13 protein-coding genes are annotated in these 14,960 nt (G+C 72.4%); 3 read left to right on the top strand and 10 right to left on the bottom strand.

What is annotated here, in order from left to right:
• The first annotated feature begins 74 nt into the window (after nt 1-74).
• Together ACFYE3_RS07465 and ACFYE3_RS07460 are read left to right on the top strand one after the other, a co-directional pair.
• Nucleotides 75-1,310 carry an amidohydrolase gene (locus ACFYE3_RS07465; RefSeq protein WP_387607572.1) on the top strand — a complete coding sequence of 412 codons (1,236 nt, stop codon included), beginning with the start codon at nt 75-77 and terminating at the stop codon, nt 1,308-1,310.
• Complete coding sequence (locus ACFYE3_RS07460) at nt 1,307-2,764, top strand: amidase family protein (protein WP_387607570.1); 1,458 nt, start codon at nt 1,307-1,309, stop codon at nt 2,762-2,764. The genes ACFYE3_RS07465 and ACFYE3_RS07460 overlap by 4 nt, the downstream gene beginning before the upstream one ends.
• A 118-nt stretch (nt 2,765-2,882) precedes the next feature.
• On the opposite strand, the gene ACFYE3_RS07455 is transcribed toward ACFYE3_RS07460, so the two are convergent.
• The 7 genes from ACFYE3_RS07455 to ACFYE3_RS07425 all read right to left on the bottom strand — a co-directional run bounded on the left by ACFYE3_RS07455 (nt 2,883) and on the right by ACFYE3_RS07425 (nt 11,247).
• Complete coding sequence (locus tag ACFYE3_RS07455; RefSeq protein ID WP_387607568.1) at nt 2,883-4,445, bottom strand: sodium:solute symporter family protein; 1,563 nt, start codon at nt 4,443-4,445, stop codon at nt 2,883-2,885.
• A gap of 256 nt (nt 4,446-4,701) precedes the next feature.
• Complete coding sequence (locus ACFYE3_RS07450) at nt 4,702-5,331, bottom strand: methylated-DNA--[protein]-cysteine S-methyltransferase (RefSeq protein WP_387607567.1); 630 nt, start codon at nt 5,329-5,331, stop codon at nt 4,702-4,704.
• Nucleotides 5,328-5,864: an RNA polymerase sigma factor gene (locus ACFYE3_RS07445; RefSeq protein ID WP_387607565.1), complete on the bottom strand. Its 537-nt coding sequence runs from the start codon at nt 5,862-5,864 to the stop codon at nt 5,328-5,330. Before ACFYE3_RS07445 ends, ACFYE3_RS07450 begins: the two co-directional genes overlap by 4 nt.
• Nucleotides 5,865-6,097: 233 nt before the next feature.
• Nucleotides 6,098-7,624: an L-piperidine-6-carboxylate dehydrogenase gene (amaB, locus tag ACFYE3_RS07440; RefSeq protein WP_387607562.1), complete on the bottom strand. Its 1,527-nt coding sequence runs from the start codon at nt 7,622-7,624 to the stop codon at nt 6,098-6,100.
• Between the two features lie 64 nt (nt 7,625-7,688).
• Nucleotides 7,689-9,098, bottom strand: a complete 1,410-nt coding sequence (gene hglS, locus ACFYE3_RS07435) for a 2-oxoadipate dioxygenase/decarboxylase (RefSeq protein WP_387607560.1) — start codon at nt 9,096-9,098, stop codon at nt 7,689-7,691.
• Between the two features lie 112 nt (nt 9,099-9,210).
• Nucleotides 9,211-10,401, bottom strand: coding sequence for an NAD(P)/FAD-dependent oxidoreductase (locus tag ACFYE3_RS07430; protein WP_387607558.1), 1,191 nt, complete (start codon nt 10,399-10,401; stop codon nt 9,211-9,213).
• Between the two features lie 180 nt (nt 10,402-10,581).
• Complete coding sequence (locus tag ACFYE3_RS07425) at nt 10,582-11,247, bottom strand: GntR family transcriptional regulator (protein ID WP_387607556.1); 666 nt, start codon at nt 11,245-11,247, stop codon at nt 10,582-10,584.
• A gap of 151 nt (nt 11,248-11,398) precedes the next feature.
• On the opposite strand from ACFYE3_RS07425, the gene ACFYE3_RS07420 reads away from it, so the two are divergent.
• Nucleotides 11,399-11,857 carry a hypothetical protein gene (locus ACFYE3_RS07420; RefSeq protein WP_387607554.1) on the top strand — a complete coding sequence of 153 codons (459 nt, stop codon included), beginning with the start codon at nt 11,399-11,401 and terminating at the stop codon, nt 11,855-11,857.
• On the opposite strand, the gene ACFYE3_RS07415 is transcribed toward ACFYE3_RS07420, so the two are convergent.
• Genes ACFYE3_RS07415 through ACFYE3_RS07405 form a run of 3 tightly spaced genes read right to left on the bottom strand, consistent with a single transcriptional unit; the run spans nt 11,832 to nt 14,933 of the window.
• Nucleotides 11,832-13,337: a tripartite tricarboxylate transporter permease gene (locus ACFYE3_RS07415; protein WP_387607552.1), complete on the bottom strand. Its 1,506-nt coding sequence runs from the start codon at nt 13,335-13,337 to the stop codon at nt 11,832-11,834. The genes ACFYE3_RS07420 and ACFYE3_RS07415 overlap by 26 nt on opposite strands.
• 1 nt (nt 13,338) lies before the next feature.
• Nucleotides 13,339-13,914, bottom strand: coding sequence for a tripartite tricarboxylate transporter TctB family protein (locus ACFYE3_RS07410; RefSeq protein WP_387607551.1), 576 nt, complete (start codon nt 13,912-13,914; stop codon nt 13,339-13,341).
• Nucleotides 13,911-14,933 carry a tripartite tricarboxylate transporter substrate binding protein gene (locus ACFYE3_RS07405; RefSeq protein WP_387607548.1) on the bottom strand — a complete coding sequence of 341 codons (1,023 nt, stop codon included), beginning with the start codon at nt 14,931-14,933 and terminating at the stop codon, nt 13,911-13,913. The genes ACFYE3_RS07410 and ACFYE3_RS07405 overlap by 4 nt, the downstream gene beginning before the upstream one ends.
• Between the last annotated feature and the right edge of the window lie 27 nt (nt 14,934-14,960).

Raw genomic sequence — 14,960 nt, 5'->3', positions numbered from 1 at the left:
CCGTCACGCGCCGCTGCACAGGCGCCGGAACGTTCTCCCCGACACATCACCCCGACCATCCCCGAGAGGACACCATGACCGTCTCACCTGGCACGCTGCCCGAGATCTCCACCGAGCTGCGCGAGGACCTGCACACCCTGTACCGCCACCTGCACGGCGCGCCCGAGCTGTCGATGCAGGAGCACGCGACCGCCGCACTGATCCGGGAGAGGATGGACGAACTGGGCTGCGAGACCTTCGTCTGCGGCGGCACGGGGGTGGTGGCCGTGCTGCGCAACGGCGACGGACCGGTGGTCGGCTTCCGGGCGGACACCGACGCCCTGCCCGTGGCGGAGGACACCGGCCTGGACTACGCCTCGACCGCCCGGGGAGTGCTGCCGGACGGGACCGAGGTCCCCATCATGCACGCGTGCGGGCACGACACCCACATCACGAGCGCCGTCGGGGCGGCCACCCTGCTGGCCGGGAACCGCGACGCCTGGGCCGGAACCGTGGTCTTCCTGTTCCAGCCGGGCGAGGAGACCGCCGAGGGCGCGATGGCGATGCTGCAGGACGGCCTGTGGGACCGCGCTCCCCGCCCCGAGATCGTCTACGGCCAGCACGTCTGGCCCGGGCGTGCCGGTCAGGTCGAACTCACCAGCGGCCCGGCCATGGCGATGGCCGACAGCTGGAAGGTCACGGTCCACGGCCGGGGCGGCCACGGTTCCCGCCCCGAGGACACGATCGATCCGGTGGTGCTCGCCGCTCACATGGTGGTGCGGATCCAGAGCATCGTCTCCCGCGAGATCCCCGCCCAGCAGGCGGCGGTGGTCACCATCGCCAGCTTCCACGCCGGGCTCAAGGAGAACATCATCCCGGCGGTCGCGGAGTTCACCGTCAACGTGCGCAACCTGGACGCCGACGTCCGGGAGCAGGTGCTGGCCGCGCTCCGGCGGGTCATCCGCGGGGAGGCCGTCACCTCCGGGGCCCCAGAGCCCCGGATCGACGAGATCTACACCTTTCCGCTGCTCGTCAACGACCCGGGCGAGACGGACTCCCTCCGCACCGTCCTCGGCGCGGCCCTCGGCGGGGAGAACGTGCTGGACCGCCCCGCGCAGATGGGCAGCGAGGACTTCGGGCACCTGCCCGATGCCCTGGGGGTGCCCGGTGTCTACTGGTTCTTCGGCGGGATGTCCGACGAGGCGGTCGACGGCGACGCACCGGTGCCGACCAACCACTCGCCGTTCTTCGCCCCCGTCGTGGAACCCACGCTGAGCACCGGGGTCACGGCCGCGATCAGCGCGATCCTCTCCCGCGTGGGCACCCGATGACGGGGGGCGCAGGCACAGCGGAGCCGCTCCAGCTCTCCGCCCGGGACCTCGCCGCGGCCGTCCGGGCGCGCACGGTCAACGCGCGGGAGGTGCTCGACGCGCACTTCGCACGGATCGACGCCGTGAACCCCGCCGTCAACGCCGTGGTCACGCAGGTCCGGGAGCAGGCGTACGAGGCCGCCGCCCGCGCCGACGAGCTCACCGCCGTCACGCCCGCGGACGAGCTGCCGCCCCTGCACGGGGTGCCGATGACGCACAAGGACACCCACGCCACCGCCGGGATCCGCACCACCTCCGGCTCCCCGGTGTTCGCGGAGCACGTCCCGGATCACGACGACCTGATCGTCGCGCGGTTCACGGCGGCCGGGGTGATCAGCACCGGGAAGAACAACGTGCCCGAGTTCGCCGCGGGCTCCCACAGCTTCAACGAGATCTTCGGCACCACGAACAACCCCTGGGCGCTCGACCGCAGCGCGGGCGGGTCCAGCGGCGGGGCGGCCGCGGCGATCGCATCCCGGATCCAGCCCCTGGGCGACGGCTCCGACATGGGCGGGTCCCTGCGCAACCCGGCCGCGTTCTGCAACATCGCCGGGTTCCGGCCCTCCGCCGGGGTCGTGCCCTCGGCGCCCGCCGGCAACGCCTGGGCGTGGCTGGGCCGCTCCGGTCCGCTCGCCCGCAGCGTGGACGACATCGCCCTGGCCATGTCCGTGCTGGCCGGCCCCGATCCGCGGATCCCCCTCGACTGCCCGGCGCCGCGGACGGGGTTCCGGGCGCTCGCGGCAGAGGACCCGCCCGACCCCGGGACCCGCCCCCTCGCCGGCGTCCGGATCGGGCTGAGCACGAACCTCGGCCTCGGCGTCCCGGTGGAGCCGGAGATCGTCGCGGTGCTTCTCGCCCAGGCGCGGGTGCTCGAGGAGCTGGGCGCCGTGGTCGAGGAGGCCGTCCCGGACCTGCGCGACGCCGACGAGGTGTTCGACGTGACCCGGGCCTTCGACATGGCCGTCAACCTGCGCACGGTGGTCGCCGAGCACCGCGAGCTCGTGAAGCCGGAGATCGTCTGGAACGTCGAGAAGGGGCTGGCGCTGACCGCCGAGCAGCTCATGGACGCCGCCCTGGCGCGCACCCGCCTGCACGAGGCGGTGCGCGCGTTCTTCGACCGGTGGGACGTGCTGCTGACGCCCACCTCCCAGGTCCTGCCGTTCCCCTCCGAGGAGCGCTGGCCCCGCACGGTCGCGGGTATGCCGATGCAGACATATGTCGAGTGGATGCGCTCGGCGAGCCTGATCTCGGCCACCGGGTGCCCGGCCGTCTCGGTGCCGGGCGGCTTCAGCCCCGGTGGTCTGCCCGTGGGGCTGCAGCTCGTCGCCGCGCACGGGCGCGACGTCGAGCTGCTCCGGACCGCCCGCGCCTACGACCACGCCACTCGGCACGCGGACGTCATGCCGCGCCTCTGAGCTCTCGGCGGTTGAGGCGCGTACCCGGCCGTGCGGTCGGTGGCTGCGGCTGATCTCGGACGCCGGGCGCCGGACGCCGGTCGACCGGGGTCGGGCCGTGGTGGGTTCGTGTCGGAGCTCAGACCCCGGCCGGGACCGGCGGCTCGGCCGGTTGCGCGGGGGCCGGGGCCGTGTGGGCCCGGGGCGTGAGCCCGGAGGGGGTCTGCTCGCGGTAGAGCCGGTACAGCTCGAGCCGCTGGGTGTCCGTCTCGGCCTGGGCGCGGGCCGCGGTGAGGCCGACCAGGACGTAGGTGAGCCAGCCGAGGGCGCCCGCCACGAGGGTGGCCCAGCCGTCGAAGGCACTCGTGACGAGGGTGTTCTCGATGTGGAAGAGGTCGTTGGGGGCGCCGTAGATCGTGGGCGTCAGCACGAGGAACACCAGCCGGCTGGTCAGGCCCACGAGCGCCGCGGCCAGGGCGGCCCGGGCGCCGGGACGCCGCCAGAAGGTGCCCAGGATGAACGAGGCGGACAGGCTCGCGAGCATGAGATCGAAGGCCAGGGTCAGCAGGATCCCGGTCTGGCTGACCCGCACGGCCAGCAGGATCCCGATGACCACCACCGGCAGCATGGCCAGGCGCGTCCAGCGCAGCAGGGGGTCGTGGGCGCCGGAGATCTCGGTGCGGCGGACGTTGAAGACGTTGCGCACGGTCACGGCGGAGGTGGCCAGGATGGCCCCGGAGGCCGTGGAGAAGGACGCGGCCACGATGCCGGAGAGCACGAGCACGGCCAGCAGCGGAGGAGCGTACTCGCCCAGCAGCGTGTAGAGGATCGGGCCGTTCTCCGCTGAGAGCCCCAGCACGGAGGAGGCGGTGAGGGCAACGAGGGCGAAGATCGTACCGATGACCGCGGTGGTGCCGGCGGCCACGAAGCACGAGCGCTGGGCCACCTTGGGGCTCTTCGCGCCGAAGATCCGCTGCATGAAGTCGATCGCCACGAGGTCGCCGATGCCGAGGGCGATGAGCGTGGCCCAGTTGATCGGGGCGCCGGCCTCCGAGCTGGTGAGCTGCTCGAGGTCGAACGGGCCCATGCCCTCCGGGATGACGATGCCGTAGGTCAGGGCGACCCATGCGATGAGCGCCACGGCGGCCACCACGGTGATCACGGTCTGCAGCACCGCCGTGTAGGCGTCGGAGAACAGCCCGCCGGCCAGGGTGTAGCTGAGCACCAGGGTGCTGGCCACGACCACCCCGATCGAGTACGGGACGTTGGCGAAGTACTCCAGCAGGAACCCGCACGCCACCAGGTTGCCGGCCAGCAGGAAGGTGAAGGCGAAGATCATGATCACGGAGGCGAGCGTCTCGGTGGTCCGGCCGTACCGGATCCGGAAGAAGTCGCCGAGGGTCAACAGGCGCAGCCTGTTCATGGGCTTGGCCAGGAAGAGCCCGGCCAGGAGCAGGCACACCGCCAGGCCGAGGGCCAGGGAGGCGCCGGCCCAGAAGCCGTAGCCCGAGGTGAGGTCCGTGTTGCCCACGGTGGCGTTCGAGTCCACGGCCGCCGCGGTCAGGGACACCGCGACCAGCGGCATCCCCAGCTGCCGGCCGGCCACGAGATAGTTGGTGCTGTCGCCGTCCACCTTGCGCGCCATGAGCACGCCGATGATGAGCACCGCCAGCACGGTGATGCCGACCCCGAGAATGATCATGTGCTTCTCCCCGCCTGGGCTCCGCACGAGCGGAGTTCCTGTCATCTGACAGGTAAAGCATGTCCGCGGGGTGCGGCGCAGTGGTTTCTCCTCCGTAACGTCTGTGTTTAACCCGCGCCATCCGGCACGTGGACGTCGCGCCCCGCCTCTGCGCTCCGGGCCGCTGAGGCGCGTACCCCTGAGGCAGGGGCCTACTCCTGGCTCGCATGTCCCTGACTGCGCGTCCCCGGAGCCGCGGGGCCTGCGCCGTGCGCTCTCAGGCCGCCGCCTCCAGCTCGAGCAGCGCCGTCTTGGCCTCGAGGCCGCCGACGTATCCGCCCAGTCCGCCATCGCTGCGCAGCACGCGGTGGCACGGCACGACCACCGGCAGCGGGTTGGTGGCGCACGCCGTGCCCACCGCCCGCACGGCCTGCGGGCGCCCGACCGACCGGGCCACCGCGCCGTAGCTCTCCGTGCGGCCGTAGCCGATCTCGGGCAGGTGCTCCTGGACCAGGCGCCGGAACCCGTGCGAGAGCGACCGGTCCAGCGGGAGCTCGAAGCGGGTGCGGGTCCCGGCGAAGTACTCCTCGAGCTGCCGCACCGCCGGAGCCAGGCGGGCCGGGGCGCGCAGCACCCGCGGGCTGATCCGGCGCGCGAGGTCCTGCAGGACCACCTCGTGGTCCTCCCGGGCGTAGGCGACCCGCACCAGGCCCTCCTCCGTGGCGGCCAGCAGCAGCACTCCCACCGGGGTGCTGACGGTCGTGTACGCGACGTCGAGCAGACCCGCCGCGGCGGCACCGTGCTCCAGGCGGCGGTGCAGGCCTCGCAGGACGGTCTCCGGCACGAGGTCGGCGCGGAGGTCGTGCAGGGGTGAGTTCGAGGGCGTGCTGAAGGGATGGGTGGTCATCGGTCCTGTCCTGTCCGGTCGGGCTCTGCGAGGGTCTCGGCAAGGGGCGTGGGGACGGCCGTGGCGAGTGTCCTGCGGAGGGTGGCCACGCCGTCGGCGGCGGCCCGGCGGGCGGCCTCCGGGGTGCCGCCCAGCAGCTCGGCGATCTGCCGGTAGGGCAGTCCGCCCAGATAGCGGTAGACCACGGCGTGCCGCTGCCTGGGCGGCAGGGCGGCCACGGCAGCCCAGAGCGGGGAGTCGTGCTCGCGCGGCACGTCCCGGTGGGCCGGTGGTTCGGGGAGCGAGGCCACGGGCACCGCCGCCCGGGACCGCGCCCGGACGACGTCGACCGCCTTGCGGTGGGCGATCGTCACCAGCCACGCCTGCACGTTCGCCGTGGCCGGCAGGTCCGGGTAAGCCCGCAGGGCGGCCAGGAACGTCTCCGACCACGCGTCCTCGGCGTCGGCGTGGGTGCTCAGCACGGCCCAGCAGACCCGCCACACCACGGGGCCGTGCCGGCTCACCAGCGTCTCGAAAGGCTCTTTCGTCTCCATCACCCCGTAGACGGCTGCGCCCCCGGAAACGTGAGATCACGACGCGGGGCGTCCTCCCATCCTCCCGGACCTGGTCCGCCCACGCGCGGCGCCGGGCGGAGCCCGCCGCACCGGTGGCCCGGGGCATGAGGTCGAAGAGGCTGGTCACGGGGATGCTTCCAGCGCTCGGGGACGGGGCGGGAAGGCCCGCGCCCGGCAGGCCGTTGCGGGGTCGCCGGGCGCGGGGGACGGGGTCAGAGGAACTTGACGCCCTGGGCGAGCGGCAGCCCCCCGGAGTAGTTGACGGTGTTGGTGGCCTGGCGCATGTAGGCCTTCCAGGAGTCGGAGCCGGACTCCCGGCCGCCGCCGGTCTCCTTCTCGCCGCCGAAGGCCCCGCCGATCTCCGCGCCGGAGGTGCCGATGTTGACGTTGGCGATCCCGCAGTCGGAGCCGGCCGAGGAGAGGAACCGCTCGGCCTCCAGCTGGTCGTTGGTGAAGACCGCGGAGGACAGGCCCTGCGGCACGCCGTTCTGCAGCTCGATCGCCTCGGTGAACTCCGAGTAGGTGAGCACGTAGAGGATCGGGGCGAAGGTCTCCTCCTGCACCACCGCGGTCTGCGCCGGCATCCGCACCACGGCCGGCCGGACGTAGAAGGCCTCCGGCCGCTCCTCGGCCAGCACCCGCTCACCGCCGGTCAGGACGGTGCCGCCCTGCGCCTCGGCGGAGCGGAGGGCCCGTTGCATGGCCTCGTAGCTGTTCTCGTCGATGAGCGGTCCGACCAGGGTGGAAGCCTCTCGTGGGTCGCCGATGCTGAGGGTGCCGTAGGCCTGGACCAGCTTCTCGGTGAGGACGTCCACCACGGACTCGTGCACGATGAGGCGCCGCATGGTGGTGCAGCGCTGGCCCGCCGTGCCCACGGCGGAGAACACGATCCCCCGCAGGGCGAGGTCGAGGTCGGCGCTGGGCGCGACGACCGCGGCGTTGTTCCCGCCCAGCTCGAGCAGGCAGCGGCCGAACCGGGCGGCCACGCGCGGGGCCACCTCGCGGCCCATCCGCACCGAACCGGTGGCCGAGACCAGGGCGACCCGGGCGTCGTCCACGAGGCTCTGGCCGCCCTCGCGGTCGGCCAGGACCAGCTGGTGGATCTCGGCGGGGGCACCGCAGTCGCGCACCGCGCGCCCCAGGAGCGCGTGGGAGCCCATCGCGCTGAGCGCGACCGTCTCCGAGGGCTTCCACACGACGGTGTCGCCGCAGACCAGGGCGAGGGCGGTGTTCCAGGAGTAGACGGCCACGGGGAAGTTGAAGGCCGAGATGACGCCCACGACGCCCAGTGGGTGCCAGGTCTCCATGAGCCGGTGCCCGGGACGCTCGGAGGGCATGGTCCGGCCGTAGAGCATGCGGGACTGGCCGACGGCGAAGTCGCAGATGTCGATCATCTCCTGGACCTCGCCGAGGGCCTCGGAGGTGATCTTGCCGGCCTCGGCCTGCACGAGCACGGCGAGGTCCTCCTTGTGCTCGGTGAGCAGCTCGCCCCAGCGCTTGACCACGTTCCCGCGCACCGGCGCCGGGACGTCGCGCCAGGCGGGGAACGCCTCGGCGGCCCGGTCGACGGCCGCGGTGACGTCCGCCGCGGAGGCCAGGGGCAGGCCCGCCAGCACCTCCCCGGTCAGGGGGCTGCGGGCCTCGAGCCCGCCGGTGAGCCCGTCGACGTCGACCCCGCACGCCCGGAGGGCGCGGTGGACGTCGGCGGTCAGGGCGGTGTTCTGCAAGGTCTGGGACATGGTGCTTCTCCTGGTGGTCTGGTGAGGTCCGGTGGGGTGGGTCGGTGGCTGTCGGTGACGGGGCTCAGACGGCGACGACGGCGCCGAGCCGCTCGCGCAGCCGGGCCAGCGACGCGTCCTGCTGGCGCTGGTACAGCTCGTAGGGGTCGATCACCGTGCGACCCACGACCTGGGACAGCACGGTGATGTCGTAGTCGGTGCCGGCCTGGGCGTCGTCGCGCGAGCCCTCGTCGGTGAGGTTGGACTGGAAGATCCCGGCCGCGGAGCGGGGGAGGAAGTCCTCGTAGACGATGGGCTGCGGGACCACCACGCCCGACTCGATCAGCGCCCCGAGCTCGAGGTCCGCGCCGGTGAGGGGGGCCTCCCGGCGGCCGAGGGCGTCCTCGTCGAGGGAGTAGGTGAAGTAGGCCAGGCCCCGCAGGGCCAGCTCCTGCTCGGTGCGGGGGAGGTCCCCCTCCCACACGGTGCGGGCCACGTCGACCCGGACCCCGTTGCCCTGTCCGTCGGCCAGCCGCCGGTCGGTCTCAGCGACCATCCGGTCGTAGAGGTCCCGTCCCGCGGGGGTGAGCGCGATGCCGCGCTGCTCCACCTCGCCGAAGCGCACCCGCAGCGCACCGGGGCCCACGGTGCCGTCCTCGAAGCGGAACACCCGGTCCTCCGCGAGCGCGCGGAACGAGGTCTGCCGCAGGAGGACGTCCGGGCCGTCCCACCGCGGAGGCCCCTGGATCTCGTCGATCATGGTGATCCCCAGCGCCTCCATGCGCGCGTAGAGGTCGTCGATGTCGAGCACGCGGGGGGTGAGGTGGTTGATGTGGGTCGTGGTCACCCCGCCGATGTCGGAGGCCACCGCGGACACGGCCTCGAGCTCCCGGTACCAGGCGTGGTCCACCGGCTCGTCGGAGAGCTCGAAGCACCGGGTGGCCAGGCGGAGCAGCCGTTCGGCGTCCTCGGCGTCCAGGCCGCCGTCGGCGGCCGACCGGTCCGCCAGCTCGAGCAGCTCCTCCGGGAACAGGGTGCGGTGGTCGATGACGTCCCACAGCCGCTCCTGCAGGTCCTCGCCGAAGAACCGGGGGTCGTCGGCGGCGAGCATCGAGGTGAAGACCCGGAAGGGGTTGCGGGCCAGCTCCTCGGGGTCGACGGGGCGGAAGGCCGTGGAGACGACCGGCACGGAGGACGCGGAGGCGTCGCGCAGGTCGTAGAAGCCCACCGGGTGCATCCCGAACGCGGCGAAGATCCGCGCCACCTGGGCCATCTCCCCCGGCGAGCCGACGCGGATCGCGCCGTGGCGCTCCGCGGTGACGCGGCCGATGCTGCCCAGGCGCTCGGCGTCGGCGCCGTGGCGGGCCAGGAAGTCCTCGTTCACGGCGGTGGAGACGTCGACCAGGGTGTTGTAGGCCGGCACCTCCGCGCCGTACATCCGGGACAGCCGGCGGGCGAACTGGGCCCTCAGCTGCCAGAGCGGCTGGAATGTCATGACGGGTCGTCCTCTCGGTGCGCGGGAAACGGCGCGGGAAGCGGTGCAGGAAGCGGTGCGGGGAGCGGTGCGGGGAGCGGCGCCGGGCGCGGCGCGGGATCGGGGCGGGTGCTCAGATGATGTTCACCTCGTGCAGGACCGAGGCGGTCCGGGAGAAGCGGTCGGCGGAGAAGCGGCCGGCGTCCAGGAAGGAGGGCCGGTCCAGGTAGAGGTCGGCGACCAGCTCTCCCACGGCCGGGCCCTGGAGGAAGCCGTGCCCGGAGAACCCGGTGGCGTAGAAGAAGCCGGGCAGCTCCCCGGCCTCGCCGATGAGCGCGTTGCGGTCGGGGGTGTTCTCGTAGAGGCCGGCCCAGCCGCCCTCGAGGTCGGGGTGCTCGAGCTGGGGGGTGCAGACGGCGGCCGCGGCGTTGAGCTCGGGCAGCCAGTCGTGGTCGAACTCGCGGCAGAACCCCGGCTCCTGCTGGTGGGAGATGCCCAGCAGCAGGCCGTTGCGGTAGTTGTGGTGGTAGAAGGTGGTCGAGAGGTCCAGGGTGAAGGGCACCCGGGGATAGGGCAGGGAGCGCTGCCGGGTGAGGCCGATGAGCCGCCGGACGGGGGTCACCGGCAGGTCCACGCCGACCATGGCCCCGATCCGGGCGCTCCAGGCCCCGGCGCAGCACACGACCGCGTTCGTGCGGATGGTGCCGCGCTGGGTGGTCACCGACTCGATCGCGCCGGTGCCGCGCTGGACGTCCAGCACCTCGGTGCGGTCGAGGATCGTCACGCCGAGCTCGAGCGCCGCGGCGGCGTAGCCGGCGATCACCGCGGAGGGGGCGGCGAACCCGTCGCCGGGGGAGAACGAGGCCCCGGTCAGGGCCGCCGGGTCGAGCAGCGGATTGATCTCGCCAGCCTCTTGGGGGGACACCATGCGGCTGTCGACCCCCAGGCCGTTCTGGATCCCGGTGGCTCGCTCCAGGTCCTCCACCTCGGCGTCCGAGCGGCACAGGAAGAGATAACCGACCTGCTGGAACCCGATGTCCACCCCGAACTGGCAGGGGAACCGCCGGAAGGCCTCCAGGGAGCGCCGGCCGAGCTCGATGTTGCCGGGGTCGGAGAAGTTCGCCCGTACCCCGCCGAGGGGCTTGGCGGAGGACCCGCTGCCGAGGTCGGCGCGCTCCAGCACCACGATGTTGCGCACCCCCTGCGCGGCGAGGTGCCAGGCCGTGCTGAGGCCCATGATCCCGCCGCCGACGACGACGACATCGGCCGCCGGGGGCTGGGCGGTGGCGTAGGTCGGGTCGAGCCCGACGATCTGGTCCGGCACGGACACCTCCTCCTTCTGCCCGCCCGCTCGGAACGGAGTCCGTCGGCAACCCTCAGCGACTTATGAGTTATCGATAACTTATAGTGGGGCGACAGCTCCGATGGCGTCAAGGGGTGGCAGGACCCGTTGCGGGCGAGGGGAGGGAAGGGGCGCAGCCGCATGCCGTCCGCGCGCCCCGGCTCAGGGGCGGGCGTAGTCCAGGTGGCGGACCATCCGCTGCGCCGCGAGCTCCGGGTCCCCGGCGACGACGGCCTCGGTGATGCCCCGGTGCTCCGCGGCGCTGCTCCGGACCAGCCCCCGCTCCTGCAGGTGGTAGGAGCCGTTGATGCGGGACTGGTCCCGCAGATTCTCCACGATCGCCGTCCACCGGCTGTTGCCCAGCATGTCCACGAGCGCGACGTGGAAACGCTGGTCGGCCTCGAGGTACTCCGGCATGCCGTCCGCAGCGGCGGCGTCCACGGTTGTCTTTGTCAGCGTCCACAGCAGCGCGGCCTGCTCGGCCGTGACGCCGGCCCCGGCCACGCGGCGCACCGCCTCCACCTCGATGAGGCGGCGGAGGTCGTAGACCTCCTGCTTGTCGCGGTCCGAGAGCTCCACCACCCGGAAGCCCCGGTTGCGCACGAGCTCGAGCAGCCCCTTGTTGGCCAGGGACATCATGGCCTCCCGGGCGGGACTGTTGGACACCCCGAGACGGGCGGCGAGGGCGTTGGCGGAGTAGATCTCGCCGGGCTTCATGGCCCCGCTGAGCAGTGCGCGGCGGATCAGGGCCTCGGTCGAGTCCTTGAGCGTGGAGCGCGAGAGCTCCGCGGGCTGGAGGTCGTCGACCCACGCGTGACGTCGCTCCATCCGCCCTTCCTGTCCGCCCCGTGTCCAGCCCCGGCCGGCGCGCCGTGCGGACGTGTCTCAACGTCCTGGACACAGCAGCAGGGCTCCGCGGAGCGATGGACAGGCCGGCGAGGACGATCCGTTGTTGGTTATCGACAGGATACGGCATGAGGTGCACCACCCGGACCCGGTCTGCTGGTTCGTCCGGTTCGCCGTCGCCCGGTCCCTGGAGAACAACTTCGGTCCCGCCGTCCGCGTCCTCGTGTCCGTGGTCTTCTTCGCCGTGACCGCCGTGACCGCCGTGACCGCCGTGACCGTCGTGACCGCCGTGACCGTCGTGACCGTCGTGACCGTCGTGACCGTCGTGACCTTCGTGACCGTCGTGATTATCACCGTGACCGGCCAGTACCGGAGGCCACCACGGGGAGGGTCCGCCGGGGCCTGCCACCCCGCCGCGTCCCGAGCACCGTTCCGGTGGTTCCCGGGTGAAGGTCGCCGGCTCGAGACCGTCGCGGCCCGCGTGAAGGTGGTCACCGCCGCAACGGCGGCGCCCCGCCCCGGGGACTCCCGGGGCGGGGCGCTGCGGCACGCGGTGGGACCGGGGGCTACACGTCCTGGCGGGCGCGGTTGACGATCTTGGACCGGACGGTCAGCGCCAGCACGATGAACAGCAGGCCGTAGAGCACCAGCGGGATGGGACCGGCCACGAAGACCGAGTAGTCGCCGTTGGAGGACAGCAGGGCGTCGCGCATGCTGGTCTCGGCCAGCGGCCCCAGGACCATGCCGATCATCAGCGGGGCCAGGGGCACGCCGTGGCGGCGCATGGCGAAGCCGACCAGGGCGATGCCCAGCAGCAGCAGCAGGTCGAACACCGACCCGGAGGTCGCGTAGACACCGAGGCCGCAGAACACCGTGATCCCGCCGTAGAGGTAGGGCTTGGGGATCAGCAGCAGCTTGGCCCAGTACTGGGCGAAGGGCAGGTTGATGATCAGCAGCACGATCATCGCGATGAAGAAGCTGGCCAGCAGCGCCCACACCAGCTCGGGGGCACGGTCGAACAGCAGCGGGCCCGGCTGCAGGCCGTACTGCTGGAACGCCGCGAGCATGATCGCCGCGGTGGCCGAGACGGGCAGGCCCAGGGCCAGCAGCGCGCCCATGGCGGTGCCGGTGGTGGCGTTGCCGGCGGCCTCGGGGGCGGCCAGGCCGCGGATCGCGCCCTTGCCGAACATGGGGTTCGGGCGGCGGCGGTCGATGCGCCGCTCGACGTCGTAGGAGATGAAGGTGGGGATCTCCGCGCCGCCGGCGGGGATGACGCCGAAGGGCAGGCCGATCGCGGTGCCGCGCGCCCAGGCCGGGGCGGCCTCCTTGAGCTCGGCGCGGGACAGGAACGGGCGTCCCGCTGCGGAGATCTGCATGGCGGCGGGGTCGCGGCGGATCCGGGAGGCCACGAAGAACACCTCGCCCAGAGCCAGGATGGCCACGGTGACGGTGACCAGGGAGATGCCGTCGAACATCTGCGGGACCCCGAAGCTGAAGCGCTCGGTGCCGGAGATGGAGTCGATGCCCACGGTCGCGAAGCCCAGGCCCAGGACGAGGGCCGCCAGGCCCTTGACGGCGGAGTCGGAGACCACCGAGGACGTGGCGATGAAGGCGAAGATCGCCAGGGCGAAGAACTCGGCCGGACCGAAGTTCGCGGAGAAGTCCGCCAGCGCCGGGGCGAGGAAGACGACGACGCAGGCCGCGACCATGCCGCCGATGAACGCGCCGATTGCGGCGGTGGCCAGCGCCTGGGGCGCCCGGCCGTCCTTGGCCATCTTGTGGCCCTCGAAGGTCGACGCGATCGCGGAGGCCTGTCCGGGGGTGTTCATGAGGATGGCCATGGTCGAGTCGCCGAACATGCCGCCGAAGTAGACGCCGGCGAACATGATGAAGGCGGCGGTGGGATCCAGGGCGAAGGTCATGGGCAGCAGCAGGGCCACCGCCATGGAGGAGCCCAGGCCCGGGAGCACGCCCACGGCGGTGCCCAGAAGGCAGCCGATCAGGACCCACAGCAGGTTCATGGGCGTGAGCGCCCCGGCGAAGCCGCCGGCGAGCAGTTCGAGTGCTTCCATGTCAGAAACCGCCTCCCAGGATGCCGGACGGGAGGTTCAGGCCCAGGCCGACGGAGAATGCCAGGTAGATCGCGCTGGAGAGAACCAGGGCGAGCGAGATGTCGAACAGGGGGCGGCGGCTGCCGACGCCCCGGGCTACGGCCCAGAAGAGCAGCGCGGCGGACAGGATCCAGCCGAGGAACTCGATGGTGAGGGCGAAGACCAGGAACCCGGCCACGGACCAGATCACCGCGGACCAGTCCGAGTGCGTGCGGTACGTGCTCTCCGAGAGCTCCTCGGGGTGCTCGGGGGAGCGCAGGTAGTGGAGCACGAGCAGGGCGGCGAGGACGTAGCCGGCCACCATGAGGATGCCGGGGAAGAACTTCGGGCCCGGGAAGTCGGTGCCCTCGGGCACCTCCATGGTGAGGATGCCGATCAGCAGGTAGGTGCTGAAGGCCGCCATCAGCAGCGGCACGACCAGCCCGCTGCGCCCGTGCATCCTTCCTCCGCGAGATTGCACGTCACGGCTGCCGGAGGCTCCGCCGTGGCCGTCGTCCGCGAGCTCGGCGGACGGGGTGGTGGGAGACGATGTGCTCACAGGTCCAACTCCTCGATGAGGGCCTCGATCTCGGCCCGGTCTTCCTCGATGAACTGCTCGAACTCGGGCCCGGTCAGGTAGACGTCCTGCCACTGGTTGCGCTCGAGGGCCTCGCGCCACTCCGGGGTCTCCACGGTCTCCGCGATGATGGCCTGCAGCTCGGCGAACTCCTCGTCGGTGATGCCGGGAGGCGCCACCATGCCGCGCCAGTTCGTCAGTTCGACGTCGTAGCCCTGCTCCTTGAAGGTCGGGGCGTCGATGCCCTCGAGCCGCTCGGGGGCCGCCACGCCCAGGATCTTGAGGCGCCCGGCCTCGACCTGGTCGGCGAACTCGGTGAAGCCCGAGGTCGCTGCCTTCGCGGTGCCGGAGGAGATCGTCTGGATCGCCTCGCCGCCGGAGGTCTTGGGGATGTAGGTGACGTCCGCGGGATCGATCCCTGCCTGCAGGGCCAGGTCCGCGATGATGAGGTGGTCGATCGACCCGGCGGAGCCGCCCGTGAACGGGAAGGCCTTCGGGTCCTTCTTCCAGTCGGCGATCAGCTCGTCGAGCGTGTCGTACGGGGAGTCGGCGGGCACGACGAGCGCGTCGTACTCCTCCGCCATGCGGGCGATCGGCCGGACGTCGTCGAGTCCCACCGGGGAATCGTTGAGCGCGACACCGCCCAGCATCACCGTTCCGGTGGACATGATGGTGCTCGCCTGGCCCTCCATGGTGGTGAGCTGGCCCAGGCCGATGGTCCCGCCGGCGCCCGGGATGTTGACCACCTGGGCGTTGTTGACGATGTTGTTGGTGCGCATCGCCTGCTGCTGCTCGCGCACGAAGGTGTCCCAGCCGCCGCCGGCGCCGGCCGGGGCGATCAGGGTCATGTTCGCTCGCAGGTCCGCCCCGCCGCTCGCGGCCTGGATGGAGGTGAACGAGGCCAGCCCGATCACTGCGGCGGCGACGACGCCGTAGACCGTCATGGCGATCGGGTGCCGGCGCCGGGAGCCCGGCTGGGCCTGATCTGGTGGTGAACTCACGGGGATCCACTTTCCTGGGTCGTAGGT

It is taken from the genome of Kocuria arenosa (assembly GCF_042879215.1).
GTDB classification, from domain to species: Bacteria; Actinomycetota; Actinomycetes; order Actinomycetales; family Micrococcaceae; genus Kocuria; species Kocuria arenosa.
Note: the sequence above shows the minus strand (reverse complement) of the source record. Positions and strands in the feature narration are given on the sequence as shown.

What these genes read in the sequence shown, in the direction of transcription:
- ACFYE3_RS07450 (WP_387607567.1), bottom strand. Translation starts at nt 5,331, where the DNA reads ATGACCACCCATCCCTTCAGCACGCCCTCGAACTCACCCCTGCACGAC.
- ACFYE3_RS07460 (WP_387607570.1), top strand. Translation starts at nt 1,307, where the DNA reads ATGACGGGGGGCGCAGGCACAGCGGAGCCGCTCCAGCTCTCCGCCCGG.
- hglS (WP_387607560.1), bottom strand. Translation starts at nt 9,098, where the DNA reads ATGACATTCCAGCCGCTCTGGCAGCTGAGGGCCCAGTTCGCCCGCCGG.
- amaB (WP_387607562.1), bottom strand. Translation starts at nt 7,624, where the DNA reads ATGTCCCAGACCTTGCAGAACACCGCCCTGACCGCCGACGTCCACCGC.
- ACFYE3_RS07415 (WP_387607552.1), bottom strand. Translation starts at nt 13,337, where the DNA reads ATGGAAGCACTCGAACTGCTCGCCGGCGGCTTCGCCGGGGCGCTCACG.
- ACFYE3_RS07455 (WP_387607568.1), bottom strand. Translation starts at nt 4,445, where the DNA reads ATGATCATTCTCGGGGTCGGCATCACCGTGCTGGCGGTGCTCATCATC.
- ACFYE3_RS07425 (WP_387607556.1), bottom strand. Translation starts at nt 11,247, where the DNA reads ATGGAGCGACGTCACGCGTGGGTCGACGACCTCCAGCCCGCGGAGCTC.
- ACFYE3_RS07465 (WP_387607572.1), top strand. Translation starts at nt 75, where the DNA reads ATGACCGTCTCACCTGGCACGCTGCCCGAGATCTCCACCGAGCTGCGC.
- ACFYE3_RS07445 (WP_387607565.1), bottom strand. Translation starts at nt 5,864, where the DNA reads ATGGAGACGAAAGAGCCTTTCGAGACGCTGGTGAGCCGGCACGGCCCC.